This is a genomic window from Hymenobacter negativus (assembly GCF_016056375.1).
In the GTDB taxonomy this organism is placed as follows: Bacteria; Bacteroidota; Bacteroidia; order Cytophagales; family Hymenobacteraceae; genus Hymenobacter; species Hymenobacter negativus_A.
In genome coordinates this window covers 70,870-86,564 of record NZ_JAEDAE010000004.1, presented here as the reverse complement: position 1 = coordinate 86,564, position 15,695 = coordinate 70,870, and the positions used below count along the sequence as shown (strand labels likewise).

General features: G+C 62.4%; 15 protein-coding genes. 10 read left to right on the top strand and 5 right to left on the bottom strand.

From position 1 onward, the window contains the following. Positions 1-69: 69 nt before the first annotated feature. The 7 genes from I7X13_RS10975 (at position 70) to I7X13_RS10945 (ending at position 5,300) form a co-directional block, all read left to right on the top strand. On the top strand, positions 70-1,335 hold the full coding sequence (locus I7X13_RS10975) for a TPM domain-containing protein (protein WP_198075532.1): 1,266 nt from the start codon (positions 70-72) through the stop codon (positions 1,333-1,335). 108 nt (positions 1,336-1,443) lie between these two features. Next, the gene (locus I7X13_RS10970; protein ID WP_198075531.1) at positions 1,444-1,998 is read left to right on the top strand and encodes a GNAT family N-acetyltransferase; all 555 of its coding nucleotides are present in this window, start codon (positions 1,444-1,446) and stop codon (positions 1,996-1,998) included. Between the two features lie 31 nt (positions 1,999-2,029). Then, a complete protein-coding gene (locus tag I7X13_RS10965; RefSeq protein ID WP_198075530.1) occupies positions 2,030-2,851 on the top strand; it encodes a hypothetical protein in 822 nt (273 codons plus the stop codon). 55 nt (positions 2,852-2,906) lie between these two features. Then, the gene (locus I7X13_RS10960) at positions 2,907-3,674 is read left to right on the top strand and encodes a creatininase family protein (RefSeq protein ID WP_198075529.1); all 768 of its coding nucleotides are present in this window, start codon (positions 2,907-2,909) and stop codon (positions 3,672-3,674) included. 69 nt (positions 3,675-3,743) lie between these two features. Next, positions 3,744-4,382 (top strand): HAD family hydrolase, encoded by a 639-nt coding sequence (locus I7X13_RS10955; protein ID WP_198075528.1) that lies wholly within the window; start codon positions 3,744-3,746, stop codon positions 4,380-4,382. A 47-nt stretch (positions 4,383-4,429) separates the two neighbouring features. Next, entirely contained in the window at positions 4,430-4,774 is a 345-nt protein-coding gene (locus tag I7X13_RS21925) for a DUF433 domain-containing protein (protein ID WP_198075527.1), read from the top strand. Positions 4,775-4,868: 94 nt separating this feature from the next. Next, positions 4,869-5,300, top strand: a complete 432-nt coding sequence (locus I7X13_RS10945; RefSeq protein WP_198075526.1) for a hypothetical protein — start codon at positions 4,869-4,871, stop codon at positions 5,298-5,300. A 10-nt stretch (positions 5,301-5,310) separates the two neighbouring features. Here I7X13_RS10945 and I7X13_RS10940 read toward each other — a convergent pair whose 3' ends face one another. From I7X13_RS10940 to I7X13_RS10925, 4 genes are all read right to left on the bottom strand, one after another. After that, positions 5,311-6,972 (bottom strand): MFS transporter, encoded by a 1,662-nt coding sequence (locus tag I7X13_RS10940; protein WP_198075525.1) that lies wholly within the window; start codon positions 6,970-6,972, stop codon positions 5,311-5,313. Positions 6,973-7,130: 158 nt separating this feature from the next. Next, the gene (locus I7X13_RS10935; protein WP_198075524.1) at positions 7,131-8,267 is read right to left on the bottom strand and encodes a LacI family DNA-binding transcriptional regulator; all 1,137 of its coding nucleotides are present in this window, start codon (positions 8,265-8,267) and stop codon (positions 7,131-7,133) included. A 120-nt stretch (positions 8,268-8,387) separates the two neighbouring features. Then, on the bottom strand, positions 8,388-8,990 hold the full coding sequence (locus I7X13_RS10930; protein ID WP_198069284.1) for a pentapeptide repeat-containing protein: 603 nt from the start codon (positions 8,988-8,990) through the stop codon (positions 8,388-8,390). A gap of 199 nt (positions 8,991-9,189) precedes the next feature. After that, a complete protein-coding gene (locus I7X13_RS10925) occupies positions 9,190-11,280 on the bottom strand; it encodes an ExeM/NucH family extracellular endonuclease (protein ID WP_198075523.1) in 2,091 nt (696 codons plus the stop codon). Between the two features lie 189 nt (positions 11,281-11,469). Between I7X13_RS10925 and I7X13_RS10920 the strand changes: the two genes are divergently transcribed. The 3 genes from I7X13_RS10920 (at position 11,470) to I7X13_RS10910 (ending at position 14,323) form a co-directional block, all read left to right on the top strand. After that, positions 11,470-12,813 carry a Gfo/Idh/MocA family protein gene (locus I7X13_RS10920; RefSeq protein WP_198075522.1) on the top strand — a complete coding sequence of 448 codons (1,344 nt, stop codon included), beginning with the start codon at positions 11,470-11,472 and terminating at the stop codon, positions 12,811-12,813. 112 nt (positions 12,814-12,925) lie between these two features. Continuing rightward, a complete protein-coding gene (locus I7X13_RS10915; RefSeq protein ID WP_198075521.1) occupies positions 12,926-13,777 on the top strand; it encodes a pirin family protein in 852 nt (283 codons plus the stop codon). Between the two features lie 207 nt (positions 13,778-13,984). Then, positions 13,985-14,323: a hypothetical protein gene (locus I7X13_RS10910; RefSeq protein ID WP_198075520.1), complete on the top strand. Its 339-nt coding sequence runs from the start codon at positions 13,985-13,987 to the stop codon at positions 14,321-14,323. Between the two features lie 118 nt (positions 14,324-14,441). Here I7X13_RS10910 and lysA read toward each other — a convergent pair whose 3' ends face one another. After that, complete coding sequence (gene lysA / locus I7X13_RS10905; RefSeq protein WP_198075519.1) at positions 14,442-15,677, bottom strand: diaminopimelate decarboxylase; 1,236 nt, start codon at positions 15,675-15,677, stop codon at positions 14,442-14,444. Between the last annotated feature and the right edge of the window lie 18 nt (positions 15,678-15,695).

Here is a 15,695-nt window from a genome sequence, read left to right as displayed (position 1 = left end):
CTAATTGGCGGCCGAAACCGTAGAAGGTGCGCAAACGCAGTTTCCTTCTTCACTTCAACCCGCCGAGCTATGTCCCGTCTCCTGTTTTTCGTCTTCTTATTCGTCTCGGCTGGGCTGGCGCAACCCGCGCTGGCCCAGACCGATGCCCTGCCGCCCAGGCCCACCCCGTTCAGGTTCATGAACGATGAGGCCCAGCTCATGCAGCCGGCCGATGCCAAAAAGCTGGACGCCGGCCTGCGCCGCTACGCCGATAATACTGGCACGCAGGTAGTGGTAGTGACCGTGCCCACGCTGGGCGGCCGCGACGTGGCCGACTACGGCCGCGCCCTCGGCACCGCCTGGGGCGTGGGCCAGCGCGATAAAAACAACGGCATCGTGGTGCTGATAGGTGCTAAGGAGCACAAAGTCACCATCCAGCCCGGCAACGGCCTGGCCAGCGTCATCACGCCGGAAGTCACCAGCCGCGTTATCAACGAAATGACGCCTGGATTTAAGCAGGGCAATTATTTCGCCGGCCTGCGCACGGGTTTGAATACGTTGATGGTGACAGCCAACCCTGGCTCGGCCCCCAAAAAAGACCAGACGGCTGATGCCACCGCCTCGGGTGTAGCAGGTAGCAGCATGGCCACGGACAATTCCTCCACCAACCTGGCGCAGGACAACCAGTACCCCGCTACTTCTTCTGAGCCAGTGAATACGATGCCGGCGGCCGAGCCCGTTTCGTCTGGCCCAGGCATGGGCATGCTGCTCATCGGCGCGCTAATAATTGGCGGCATTCTGTGGTTTGTGGTCCGCATGTTCAAAGGCCGGAGCGCCGCCAACAACGGCACGGCCAGCAACCCGAGCGGTACGCCTAATTTCCTGCCGAATCGACCCAATGGCCCCGCCGGCGGCTACGGCCAGGCTCCCGGAAACTACGGCCCCGGCTACGGCCAGGCGCCCAACCAGGCCAGCGGCCCCGGCATTGGCGGGATGCTGGCTACCGGCGCGGCCGCGGCGGCCGGTGCTTACCTCGGCAACCGCATGGCCTCGGGCCACGATACGTCGGGCCAGAACCTGTCGAACTACGATAACAATAACAGCAATTTCAACACCGGTGCGGGCGCCGCTGGGGCTGCCGGCACGGGCGCGGCCAGCGACTACTTCTCCAACCGCGACGGCGGCACGGCCGACAATTCGGCTCCCGACTATTTCTCCGACGACAACACGGCGGCTGATAACAACTCCGACTACTTCTCGGGCGATGACAATAACTCGTCCTACGACGATACTTCGTCCAACGACACCGGCGGCGGGGGCTTCGATAGCGGCAACGACAACAGCGGCTCCTGGTAGCCTAACCTGCTATCGCATAATGCCTAAAAAGCTCCCGTACGGGTTGGTATGGGAGCTTTTGGGTTTATGAGAGTCCGGAGTTTGGCCGGCCGGCCGTAAGTTGCCGCCATGTCTATTTCCCATACGCCTCCCTCGGTGGTGCCCGTGCTGGAAACCAGCCGCCTGCGCCTGCGTGGCTTCCGCGCCGATGACTTTGATGCCTGGTTTGCCATGAGCCGGCAGCTCGCCTACCACCGCTACTTCACCCCCGAGCCCATGCCGGCCGAAGAAGTGTGGAAACTGGTGCTGCGCAGCGCCGGCCACTGGCTAATAACGGGTTATGGCTTCTGGGCGGTGGAGGAAAAGGCCAGTGGCCGCTTTGTGGGGGCCGTGGGGTTTCTGCACCTGAAGCGCGCCATCGAGCCGCCGCTGGGCGACGCCCCGGAAATCGGCTGGGTAATGGACCCCGCTATCCACGGCCGGGGCTACGCCTCCGAAGCTGTAGAAGCCGTGCTGGCCTGGGGCGAAAGCCACTTTGGGCCGGTGCGCACCGTGTGCATCATTCACCCCGAAAACGAGCCCTCGCTGCGCCTTGCGGCTAAATTCGGCTACCGCGAATACTGCCGCACCACCTACCACGACCAGCCCATCGTGCTGCTGGAGCGGCCCGGGGCATCGGCTTAACTGCACCTGCTCGGCTGCCTCGAATTTTGTTATGACTTTCTCCGACCATGACCTGGCGCAGCGCCTGGAGCTGACCGAAGCCCGCAGCAACGCGGCGTTTGTGGAAGCCCGTGCCCGCATTTTTCCGAAAAGCGGGGCACAGTGGCAAGCCATAGCCGGCGCCTACGTGCTGTTTGACGGCCCGGGCTCGCCGCTCACGCAAACTTTTGGCCTGGGCTTGTTTGAGGAAACCACGGCCGTCGACTTGGACCGCATCGAAGCCTTTTTTGCGGCACGGCAGGCGCCGGTGCTGCACGAGATAAGCCCCTTAGCCAGCCCCACGCTACTGCCGCTGCTGGGCGCACGCGGCTACCAACCCATCGAATTCACCAGCGTGCTGTATCAGGACCTGACCCCTGCCAGTGCGCCTGAGCCCCCGCATTCGGACATCCGCACCCGCATTATAGGGCCGGAAGAAGCCGATGCCTGGGCCAGTACCGCCGCTGCCGGCTGGCTGGAAGAAGCGCCTGAGCTGACGGCTTTTCTGCGGGAGCTGGGTGCCGTCAGTGCCCAAAGCGCGGGCATGACGTGTTTTGTGGCCGAAGCTGAGGGCGCGGCCATTGCCACGGCCAGCCTGTACATGCACGGCGGCGTGGCCCTGCTGGCCGGGGCCAGCACGGTGCTCGTCGGGCGCCGGCGGGGTGCCCAGGCGGCGCTGCTGGCGGCCCGGCTGCACCACGCGGCGGCTCACGGCTGCACCCTGGCCATGATGGGCGCGCTGCCCGGCAGCCAGTCGCAGCGCAACGCCGAACGCCACGGCTTCCGTATTGCCTACACGCGGGCCAAGTGGCAGCTGCTGCGCGAAGGCCGGTAGCGACAACAAGCCCCGAGCGCGGCTGTTTTTCTTATCAATCTTTTACCGTTCGACCATGGCCCCACGTCCCTACATCCTCGCCGAAACAACCTGGAAAACCGTTAAGGAAGCCAACTATGAGGTGGTGATACTGCCCTGGGGTGCCACCGAGGCGCACAACTACCACCTGCCCTACGCCACCGACAATATCCAGTCGGACTATGTGGCCGCCGAGGCCGCCCGCAAGGCCTGGGACCTGGGCGCCAAAGTGGTGGTGCTGCCGTGCATCCCGTTCGGGGTGAATACCGGCCAGCTCGACATCACCCTGGATATGAACCTGAACCCCAGCACCCAGCTGGCCATTCTGGGCGACATCGTGCACACGCTGGCCCGGCAGGGCATTCCGAAACTGGTGATTCTGAACGGCCACGGCGGCAACGATTTCCGCCAGATTCTGCGGGAATTGCAAGCCGACTTCCCCACGGTTTTCCTCAGTACCCTCAACTGGTTCAAAGCCGCCGACCGCAACCAGTATTTCTCGGCCCCCGGCGACCACGCCGACGAACTGGAAACCAGCGTGATGATGCACCTCACGCCCGATTTGGTGAGCCCATTGAGCGAAGCCGGCGATGGCGCGGCCAAGCAGTTTCGCATCGCAGCGCTGCGCCAGGGCTGGGCCTGGGCGCAGCGCGAATGGAGCCAAGTTTCGGCCGATACCGGCGTAGGCAACCCGGCCGCCGCCACCGCCGAAAAAGGTGCGGCTTTCCTCGAAGTCGTAACCACCAACATTGCCCAATTCCTGGTGGAGCTGGCCGCCGCCGACCCGCAGGATTTGTACGAATAAGAACCCCGGCGCACTTCCGCCGGTTAGGAACCGGGCGAAACCACTCGCCCGGCCCGTTTTCCTTGCCCAATGCCCGACCAATTCGACAGCGTAATCTTTGACCTCGATGGTACCCTGTGGGATGCCTCGGCGGCCATCACCAAAGCCTTTCAAGCTGCTAAAAGCAGCGTCGACTACATCGACAATGACGTGACCCTGGCCCAGGTGCAGGCCGTAACCGGCCAGCCCTACACCGTGGTCTACGAGCGCCTGTTCCCCAACCTGCCGGCCGAAAAGCTGGAAGAATACCGCGCCCTCTGCGCCCGGCAGGAGCTGGCCGCTGCCGTGGAGCACGGCGGTGCGCTCTACCCCGGCCTCGAAATCACCCTACGCTACCTGCTGAACCAAGGCTACCGGCTGTTCATCGTGAGCAATTGCCAGCAGGGGTACATAGAAGGGTTCTTCAAGCACAGCGGGCTGGCGCGCTACTTTGAAGGCCACCAGTGCTTCGGCACCAAGCTGCTGCCGAAGTCGGAAAATATCCGCGCAATCATTGCCGAGTACGACCTGCAAGCGCCCGTGTACGTGGGCGATACGCCCGGCGACCTGGCCGCCAGCGAGGCGGCCGGCGTGCCGTTCATTTTTGCCACCTACGGCTTCGGCCAGCTCAGCGAAGCCGAAGCACCGCTGCGCATCAATCGCCCCGGTGATTTGGAAAAATTGCTGTAGCGGCGCTGGGGGTTGCGCACTTGGGTGCGTCGCTGTAATTTGGATGCATGAATTTCCCGGCCATTCCCCGCATCACCATTCACCCAGCTATTTGTGAAGGGCAGCCCACCGTGCGGGGGCTGCGCTACCCCGTGTGGCAAGTGCTTGAGTGGCTGGCATCCGGGCAGACTACCGATGAAATTCTGGCGCAGCATCCCGCGCTGGAACCCGAGGATTTTCGGGCGTGCCTGGCTTTTGCTGCCGGCCGCCTCAAGCCTTTGGGCCACGTTGCCGAAACAAAACAGGACGAAAAGTCGGAGCAGTGGCTGCTGGGGCGGCAGGGCCAGTGGCTGGCCGAGCAGGAGTTTCTGAAACAGCTTTGGGAGCGGAATCCGGTCAGCAACCCGGTGTAACTAAATAGAGGGCCGAGGTGGTTTGGGCGTGCCGAAGCCCGCGCTAATGCCGAGCTATTTTGTGTAGCTTTGGCTACCTCTTCTGCCGCCGGTTATGTACCAGGAATTAGCTTCTACCGCCTTCTTACAAGTCGCCTACCGGCCGGATTCCTGCCTGCTGATTGGCCGTTGGCTGTGTTCCATCACCGATGAGCAGCTGCGCGAGGGCTACGAAACCATGCGCCTGGCCGCATTGGAACACAACTGCCCGCACTGGCTCATGGATGCCCGCCGCCGCGTCGACCGCCGCCGCAATGGCCCTGAATGGGTGGTGACCAGCTTTCTGCCCCAGGTGCAGCGCGAACTGGGCGACCGGTTGTGCGTGGCCTTTCTGGTGCTGCCCAACCACCTGCGCGAGCTGGAAGAGGACGCTAGCCTGCCCCTCCGCTCCCCCAACGCCACCGACCCTTTTCAATACGCCCGCTTCATCGACGAAGGTGAGGCTAATGCTTGGCTCGACGAGCATCGTCGGCGGCCGCGGAAGTAAATAGTGCCGCTCAGCGCTGGCTTTCCTGGGTGGCAATGGGCGTGGCTTCTTCCACGTTGGAGGTGTTGGGGAAGGCCAGCAGGTGCGTTACGCGGGGTGCCTCGGGGCCGGAATGGAAGCGGCGCACGGCGGCTTCTACCACTTGGTCTTCGCGGGTGAAGCGGTGGTGCTGGCGCTGGTGCTCGCCCCAGGTGGCCAAGTAAAAAAACTCGGAAATGCGCGTGGGGTCGTTCACATCGGCAAACACGCCGGCCCGCAAGGCTCCGTCGCGCAGGCGCAGGCGCTTGAGCTGCTCGGCAGCCGTGTGGAAGGCGGCCCAGTTTTCCGGTTCGACGTGGTACTCGATGGTGACGAGCACAGGGCCGTCGTCGGGGTCGATGGTGCCGTTGCCTACGGTATGGGGGCGGTCGTCGGCGGGGTCCAGGTTCAGGCCCTCGGCCGAGCGCATGGGGAAGGGCAGGGCCAGCAGCGTGCTGGCCAGCATCCAGCCGGCAGCAGCCAGCAGCGAGGTCTCCAGCGTGAGATGGTCGGCCAGCTCGCCCCACACCAAGCTGCCCACCGACAAGCCAGCCTGAAACACCAGCATGTACACGCTGATGACGCGGGCCTGCACCCAGCGCGGCACGCTCAGCTGCACGGTGGTGCTGAAGCTGGTCATCACCAGCAGCCAGGCAATGCCCGACACGAACATCACCGCGTACAGGATATAAATCTGATTCACCAGCGCCAGCGCCGTATTGGTGCCCACGAAGGCCAACACGCCTAGCAGCACGCGCTGGTTGAAGTTGAGCTGCGAGCCGGCCCGGCCCATGATGATGGCTCCGGTCACGGCGCCCGCGCCTAGCCACGAAAGCATCACGCCGTAGTGCCCGGAGCTTAGGTGAAGCCGCCGCGCCACGACTACTGAAACCAGCCCCCACATGGCCGCCGCCCCAAACGAAAACGCGAACGTGCGCACCAGCACCCCATAAATGGCCGGCGAATACTGCACGTAACGCATCCCGGCCCGCAGCGCGCCGATGAAGTTTTCGGCCGGGCCGCTGGTTACGGTGGGCTGGCGCTTCCAGAAATACACCACCGCCCAGGTGCCCAGAAACGACACCCCGTTCAGCAAAAACACCCAGCCCGCCGAGTAGTACGCAATGATAGCCCCGCCCAGGGCCGGACCGATGGCCCGCGCAATGTTATTGCTCACGCCATTCAGCGTGATGGCCGACCCCAGCGCCGGGCGCGGCACCAGTTCTGTGGCTATCGACTGCCAGATGGGCGCATTAAGGGCTGCGCCCATGCCCAGCAAAAACGTGAAGCCCAGCACCCCATAGGCCGAAATGCCGTTGTTCAGCGTGAGCGCGCCCAGCGCCGTGGCCACCACGGCCATGAAGCCCTGCGTGAGCAACAGCAGCCGGCGGCGGTCCACCAAATCAGCCATCACGCCGGCCGGCATGCTCAGCAAAAAGGCCGGCAGCGAGGTGGCGGTCTGCATCAGCGCCACCAGCAGGGCCGAGGTGGTAAGCGTGGTCACGAGCCACACGCCGGCCACGTTCTGCATCCAGGTGCCCACGTTGCTCACCAGCCCCGCAATCCAGATGGCCCGAAACAGGGCGTACATGAACGGCGTCCAGAGTGTGACTTTGGCGGGGGGAGCAGAGGCAGTAGTGGTGGCTTCAGGCATTGGGCAGCAGGAGGGTTTCGCTGGTATTAACAGCGAAACAGCATAAATGGCTTCCTACGGAAATAGGGGATAGGGGATAAGAAATAAGGGACAAGGAATAGGGATGATTTTTCACCCTTATTCCTTGTCCCTTATTTCTTATCCCCTATCCCTTGCTTTTACCGCCGTTTCTGCGACGACTCGCGCACCAGTAGCTTGGGCTTGAGCACGATGGGCTTGGGCGGGCCGGTACGGTTGGGGCCGCTTTTCAACATTTTTTGCAGCAACTGTACCGCCGTTTTACCCATCTGCTCGCAGCGCTGGTCCACGCTGCTCAGCATGGGCTCGGTGAGGGAGGTGAACATCTCGTTGCTGAAGCCCACAATGGCCACGTCCTCAGGCACGCGCAGGCGCTGGGCTTTCGCCACTTGCAGGGCGCCTACGGCCGCCAGGTCGTTGCTCGAAAACACGGCGTCGGGGCGCTGGGGCAATTTCAGGAGCTGGCGCATGGCCTGGGCCCCGCTTTTCTGGTTCATGTCGAAGCAGGCAATCAGGTCTTCTTCGATGGGCAGGCCGTGGGCCGTTAGGGCGTCGCGGTAGCCCTGGTGGCGGTTTTTGTGAATGCTCAGGTGCAGCGGGCCGGTGAAGTGCGCGATGCGCGTGCAGCCCTGCTCGATGAGGTGCGTTACCACCTGGTACGCGCCTTGGTAGTCGTCAATCACCACGGCGCTCACGTTGCTGCCCTGGAAATCCTCCACCATGCGGTCGAAAAACACCAGCGGAATGTTCTGCTGGCGCACGGCCTCAAAATGCTCGAAGCTCTGCGTGGTGTTGGCCAAGGACACCAAAATGCCTTCCACCTGCGAGTTCATCAGCAGGTCGATGTTTTTCTGCTCCTGCCGGGCGTCTTCGTTCGACTGGCAAATCATCACGTTGAAGCCCAGCTTGGCGGCTTCGGTGGCAATGCCATTGACCACCAGTGGGAAAAAGTGGCCGGTGATGTGCGGCACTAGCACGCCTAGCGTGTTGCTGCGGCCCCGGCGCAGGGCGGCGGCCAACTGGTTAGGCTGGTAGTGCAGCTCCTCGGCCAGCTTGCGCACGCGGGCCTTGGTAGCCTCGCTCACGTCGTCGTGGTCGGAGAGGGCGCGGGAAATAGTGGAAGGCGAGAGGCCCAGCGTTTTAGCCAGGTCGGTAATGGAAGCGCGGCGATTGGCCATCTGGTCGTTGTAGCGAAGTGATAAAATGCCCGCGCAGGCCGGGGCGGCCAGAAGCAACCGGTGCTGGCCCAGCCGTGCCACGGCGCGGGATGCTGACAATTAACCGAAAGTAGGGGCCGGCTGGTCGGTAGCCGGTGGCTCTCGGGCAGAGATGGGAATTCCAACGCAATCTACTAGCCGAAATCGAAACCGGAAGTTAAGCCGTTGCCAAAGGACAGGTTATTCGACCACCAGATTGTACTTGGCTACCACGCCCAGCAGGCCATGCAGCGTGAAGTGTGCGCCGGTAATGACGTTGCTTTCGGGGTCGATAACGAAGCCGGTGGCACTGCGGAAATCCGCTTCGGCCAGCCGCGTGTTCTGGAACACGGCCCCCGCCAGTGCGCAGTCCTGAAACACGGCCGCCGAGAGGTCAGCGTCGGCAAAATCGGCTTCTTCCAGCGGACAGCCCACGAAGCGCGTGCCCGGCATCACCCGGCCTGCAAACGAGGCGTAGCGCAATTGGCACTGGTCGAAATGCACGCCAAACAGCATGTCGCGGCAGGCCGTGAACTGTAGGCCCAGCAGCTTGCAATCGGCGAAAGCCACGTTTTGCAGGGCCGTGCCCGCCAGCTTGGCCGAGCTCAGGTTGCAGTGCTCAAACAGGCAGTCGGTGAAGCGCAGCCGGCTGAAATCAGCCCCGCTGAAATCGCAGTTCACGAAGCGAAACTCGTCAAACTCGGTGTGACCCAGCAAGTGGCGGGCATCCCAGCGCTCGGCCACGTTTTCTTCGGGGAAGTGGGTGGGCTTGCGGAGGGCAGTGGGCTTGCGGCGGGGTTTCATGTCTCAAAAGTAGGCGCCATGTACGTTAGCCTCACCCCCGGCCCCTCTCCTGTGGAGAAGGGAGCCACGGCGGAGCAGTCATGTTTTGGTTACCTACAAATAGCGAAAGCCCCAGCTCCTTTTTGAGCCGGGGCTTTCGCTGAATTTCGTCTGGCACCCCTGTCCCCTAAGGAGAGGGGCCGGGGGTGAGGTTGCGGAGCTACAGCTTCACCACGCGCTGTACCTGGCTGAAACCGGTGCCGCTCAGGCGCAGCACGTATGTGCCGGCCGCCAGCCGCGCCGTGCGCTGGCCGATTTCAGTCTGCAATTCCTCGGCCGTGCCGTGCAGCGTGAGCAGGCGCTGGCCCAGGGCCGATACCACTTCCAGCGTCATCGGCTGGGCCGGAAAACCGCTGATGCGGAGGTTGAATGCGCCGGATGCGGGGTTCGGGAAAACGTCAATTTGCCCGCCCGCAGTGGCCCGGCCGGTGCCCGTGACGGTGGTACGGAAATTCAGCCCGATGAGCACCGGGTCGTGGTCCGACGAGCGGAAGGGGCTGTTGATGTCGGTGGCCGCGCCGGCGATGTCGTACTCCAGAAATTCGGGCTCGCTGGCGTTGATATGCCACTTTTCCACGGCCGCGTGGCCCATCAGGTTGCCGCTGAGCACGGCATGGTCGAGGCTGCCGCTCAGGCCGCTGAATAGGTAAGAGGCGCTGCTGGCCGGGCTGGGCAGCACGAAACCCGCCGCCCGCAGAATGTCAATGGGGTCTTCCTCGTAGTTGGCGTTGTAGTCGCCCACGCTCACCACGTAGCGGGTGCCGGCGGGCTTCACAGTATTATTAATGAACTGCACTAGGCCCGTGGCCTGGCCTTTGCGGCGCAGGTTGGATGGGCCCTGGCCGTCGCCCTGGTCGGCGTTGGCACCGGTGCCACTGGCCTTCGACTTGAAGTGGTTGACCACGAGGGCAAACGTGTCGCGGGCTGCGGCCGTGGCGCGGTTGGTAATGAAAATCTGGGCCAGCGGCGGGCGCTCAAAAATGCCGGTTGCGGTCACCAGCATGGCCGGGCCGGAGAGCGTCACGGTTGCCGGCTTGTAGAGGATGGCGCAGTGAATCAGGTCGGTATCGTTGGGCTGGGCGTTGGCCCCGCCGTCGTTCACGAAAGCGTAGGTGCCCGCACCCATGAGCTGGTTCAGACCATTCACCAGGTCCTGCACGGCCGAGTTGGGCCCAGTGCCGTCGTTTTCCACCTCCATCAGGCCCACCACGTCGGCGTTCATCTGGGAGATGGCGGCGAGGATTTTGCTGCGCTGGCGCTGGAAATCATCAAACGTAAGCGCCCCGCGCGAAGTGGGAAAACCCGCGCCCAGGCCGTTGCCGTTGAAGAAGTTGAGCACGTTCATGCTGGCAATTTTCACGTCAATCGGCCCGAAAGTGGGCACCGGAGGGCGCACCGTCACCACGGCCGGCGCATCGGCCCCGGCCAGGGGCTGGATGCGCCATTTGCTGTTGCCGTAGCCCATAATGCCGCGCAGGCTGGCTACGGTGCTGCCCGCCCGCACGGTTTGGGTGGCGGCGTCGAGGTAGGGGATGGGCGTGGGGTTGGTGGTGGCGCGGCCATCGTCGAGCAGTAGGCTTTTGTTCACGTTATCGGCCTGGTAGGCGTTCACGGCGGCTACGTTGGTGGTGCCGCTGCTGCTGGTGCCGCTGGCGGGGTTGTCGTTGGGGTCCACAAACTGCGTGGGCTGGTACACGAGGCCGCGCAGGGAGATATTCAACTCACCGCGCGATTTCAACGTCGCCACGTCCGATACCGTGACGGGGGCCGAAAACTGCACCCGCATGCCTTCGAACTGCTCGGCATCGGCCATCGAAAACGTGGTGTTGTTGATGACGGAGAAGGCTGGCTGCGGGCTGCTGGCCGCCAGTACCGTGATGGTGGGCGAGGTAAGCACCGCCTGGCTGGATGAAGGCGAGGCCGGGCCTTCCTGCACCGTGCCGCTGATGCGCAGGCGGTTGCCGACAGCTACCGTGGGGCTGGTTTGCACCACAAACAGGGCATCGGAAGTGGCGGGGTTGCCGTCGGCGCTGGCCGCGTCGTTTTGAATGTAGAAGCCGGCCGGGTTCAGGTCGGCGTACACGCCCGTTACCACGCCCTCGATGGTGTAGGTACCCGCCGTGGCCAGTGCCCCCGTGCCCTGGATGGTGCCAATGGGCGTGACCGTTTGGGCCTGCGCCAGGACTGGGGCCAGGCTGCCGGCTGTCAAAGCCGCGAAAACGAAAAAAAACGAGCGGGTAAATGCCTCCATCAGCAAGTTAAAAATTAAGAAATCCCAATGCGGGGCTATAAATGTACTAGGGTTTTGGTAGTTGGAATCGGTTGCGCAAAACCGGGTCACTAAGCTCGACCATGTAGCGGCGCGCGGCAACTATGAGTTGGGCTGGGCACGTAAGCAGAGTTGCTGACACTAAATCCCTGCCTTTCGCCGCCAAAAACCATGTTCCAGGAAAATACTGCTTTCAATACCGCCTACAGCGCCGAAGCCGAAAACGGCTACGATGAGTCGCGCCGCCATTTTATCAACCACGCCGGGCGGGGGCTGCTGGCCGTGGGCGTAGCCAGTGCCCTGCCCATTGCCGCAGCCGAAGCCCACAAAGCGGTTGAAGCCGCTGCGCCGCCCGTCACCGGCCCGCTCGACATCAAGCTGCCGCCCTTGGAAGCGCCCACCGACCCCAAAGGCGCCGAGCCCTTCAACCCCGACGCGCCCGACCGCCGCGTGGGCTACGCGCTGGTGGGCCTGGGCCACCTCACGCTCAATGAGATTCTGCCCGCCTTCGGCAAAAGCAAGCACGCCAAGCCGGTGGCCCTGGTGAGCGGCGACGCCGACAAAATGGCCAAAGTGGCCAAGCAGTACGGCATCAAGGCCAGCAGCTGCTACTCGTACCAGACCTACGACAAAATAAAGGACAACCCCGAAGTGGAGGTGATTTACATCGTGCTGCCCAATTCCATGCACCACGAATTCACCATTCGGGGCGCGAAAGCCGGCAAGCACATTCTCTGCGAAAAGCCGATGGCCAACTCGGTGAAAGAGTGCGAGGAAATGATTGAGGCCTGCAAAAAGGCCGGCAAAAAACTCATGATTGCCTACCGCATTCAGTACGAGCCGCTGAACCGCCAGGCGCAGAAACTGGTGCGCGACAAAACCTACGGCGCCACCAAAATGCTGCAGATGATGAACACCCAAAACCAGGCTCACGACCAGCAGTGGCGGCACAAAAAAGCCCTGGCCGGCGGCGGCTCCCTGCCCGACGTGGGCCTGTACTGCCTCAACACCACGCGCTTTTTGCTGGGCGAGGAGCCAACCGAGGTTTCGGCCCAGATTTATAGTACGCCGGGCGACGACCGGTTCAAGGAAATAGAAGAGAACGTGAGCTTTACGCTGCGCTTTCCCAGTGGCGTGATTTCGCAGTGCATGACGGGTTACGGCTCTTTCAACAACAAGAGCTACACGGTGTACGCCGAAACCGGCAGCATTAAAATGGACCCGGCTTTTCCCTACCACGGCCTGCACCAGGAGCGCATTCACGCGCCCGACGGCAAGCAGATGAAGGAAACGCCGAACGACCCCGGCAAAGACCAGTTTGCCCTTGAAATGGACCACATGGCCGAGTGTGTGCACCAAAACAAAACGCCCTACACCCCCGGCGAGGAAGGCTTGCAGGACCAGCGCATTATGGAAGCCATCTACCAGTCGGCTCGCGAAAACAAGCCCGTGAAGCTGCCCGCCGTGGCCAAGCTGGACGCTTTCCGGGGCGAAGCTCCGAAGGAGGAGGCCTAAACTTTAGCCATGTAGTCCGGCTTACTCAACGGTCATGCTAAGAGCTGCTTCGGCGGCGCTCAGCATGACGTTTTGTTTATGCCTTAACCTGTCAACGAGAATTCCCTTTGCCATGCGCACCATCAAGCAGCAGCACCGCGCTGTGAGCGCGCCCATTGCCGACCTCACCACCTGCCGCGCCCTGCCCACCAATTCGGTTGAGTACATCGACCCATTTCTGTTTCTGAACCACCACGGCCCGCAGGTGTACCGGCCCAACAACCGGGGTCTGCCCTTCGGTCCGCACCCGCACCGGGGCTTCGAAACGGTAACGTTTATTCTCGAAGGCGATATCCTGCACAAGGACAGCAGCGGACACGAAAGCGTGATTGAAGCCGGCGGCATTCAGTGGATGACGGCTGGCAGCGGCCTGATTCACGCCGAGATTTCTTCTGATAATTTTAAGGCTCACGGTGGGCCACTCGAAATTCTGCAGCTGTGGGTGAACCTGCCCGCCAAGGATAAGATGACGGCCCCGCGCTACATCGGTCTGCAAAAAGACGAGATTCCGGCCGTGACGCTGGCCGACGGCGTGGTTATTCACGCCGTATCGGGCGAGTGGGCGGGCACCGCCGGGGCCGTGCAGCCGCTGGCCGATGTGGCCCTGGCCTGGCTGGAACTGCCGGCTGGCAGCCGCGTGACGCTGCCCATTGCGGCGGCGCGCAATATTTTCTTCTATACCGTGCGCGGCACCCTGCGCGTGAACGACACCGAAACCAAGGCCCTGCAACTGGTTGAATTCAACCACGACGGCGACGAGCTAACCATTGCCGCCCATGAGGCGAGCGTGCTGCTGCTGGGGCACGCCCAGCCGTTTGGCGAGCCCGTGGTGTCGGCGGGGCCATTTGTGATGAACACCGACGCCGAGATTCGGCAAGCCTACCGCGACTACCAGCGCGGCGCGTTCGGGAGCTGGAATGGCTAAGCGTAAAAAAAGCGTGGGGTTTATAACCTCCACCGTGGGTTAGTGGTTGAGGCGTGCGACCTGCTACGCCGCCGCTGCCTTGCGTCGGCTGCCAAGGCAAAAGGTCGTTGTCTTGTTTGTAATCAGTTGATGCTTGTACCCAGTCGTTCTCTGTATTTTGAAAATAGCGCAGGGCGCGTTTGGGAAGAGCCTGCCAGCTACATCCGCTTGGAATACCGCGCCGGAACCCGCGACGCAGTCCAGTTTCGGGCCTTGCTCACGCACACGGCCCAGGCACTGAGCCGTCGGCAATGGAGCAAAATGCTGGTTGACCAGCGCGAAATGTCTCCTTTCAACCCAGCAGAGCAGGATTGGATGACCAACGAATGGCTACCCCGCACCGTGCGAGAAAACGGCTACCGCTTCGGCGCTATTCTGGTGGCGCACAACGTGTTTGCCCGCCTGGCTACCAATCAGTTTATCATGGCTTCGCGGGAATTACCGCATACCTACCGCACTTTCGAAGTAGAAGCCGAGGCCATAGCTTGGTTGACGGAGCATAAATAAGTACCGCAGTCCAAAATAGATTATAGGGCTTTGGATAAGGCTGAAAATCTAAAGCATGGGCCAAAAAGAAAGCCGCCGTACTCAGTACGGCGGCTTTCTTTTTGGCCCTAAATGACGGTTACTCGGCTTGCGCGGGCACCTCGGCTGCCACGTCCACCTGCCCGGTCAGCAGGTCCTCAAACGTCTGGCGCTTGCGGATGAGGCGCAGCTCGCCGGCCTCGGTGAGTAGCACTTCGGCGGGGCGGGTGCGCGAGTTGAAGCTGCTGCTCATCTCGAAGCCATAGGCCCCGGCGTTGTGGAAGGCCAGCAGGTCGTTTTCGTGGATTTCGGGCAGCAACCGGTCCCAAGCGAAAGTGTCCGTCTCGCAGATGTTGCCCACCACCGTGTACAGGCGCTCCGAACCCTTGGGGTTGGTGAGGTTGCTGATGTGGTGGTAGCTGTCGTAGAACATGGGCCGGATGAGGTGGTTGAAGCCCGAGTTCACGCCCGCAAACACGGTGGCGGTGGTTTGCTTCACCACGGCCACATTCACCAGCAGGTAGCCTGATTCGCTCACCAGATACTTGCCGGGCTCAAACCAGCATTCCAGTGGCCGGCCGTATTCCTGCTCGAAGGTTTTGAACGCCTCGGCCACCTGCTTGCCCAGCGTGGCCACGTCGGTTTCGGGGTCGCCGGGCTTGTAGGGCACTTTGAAGCCCGAACCCAAGTCCAGAAAGTCGAGGTCGGGGAAACGGCCGGCGGCGTCGAACAGGATTTCGAGCGAGCGCAGGAACACGCCCACGTCCTTGATTTCGGAGCCAGTGTGCATGTGCAGGCCGCGCACGTGCAGGCCAGTGCCCTTCACCACCCGCTCCAGGTGGCGCATCTGGTGAATCGAAATGCCAAACTTGGAGTCGATGTGGCCGGTTTGAATCTTGTAGTTGCCGCCCGCCTCAATGTGGGGGTTCAGGCGCACGCACACCGGGTAGGAGCCGCCAAACGTGGCCCCGAACCGCTCCAGCAGCGAGATGTTGTCGATGTTCAGATTCACGCCCAACTCCTTGGCTTCCACCAACTCTTCAAACGTCACGCTGTTGGGCGTGAACAGAATGTCGTCCGGCGCGAAGCCTACGTGCAACCCTAGGCGTACTTCGTTGATGCTCACGCAGTCGAGCCCCGAGCCCAGGCTGTGGATGTGGCGCAGGATGGCCACGTTGCTAAGTGCCTTGCACGCGTAGAAAAACCGGGTTTTGTGGCCCGCGAAGGCGCGTACCAGTTTTTGATACTGCCCCGTGATGGTGGCCGCATTGTACACGTAAAGAGGGGTGCCGAACTGGTCGGCCGCAGCGCGCAGCGCATCGTTAATTCCTGACATAATCACAAAAGTACGGCC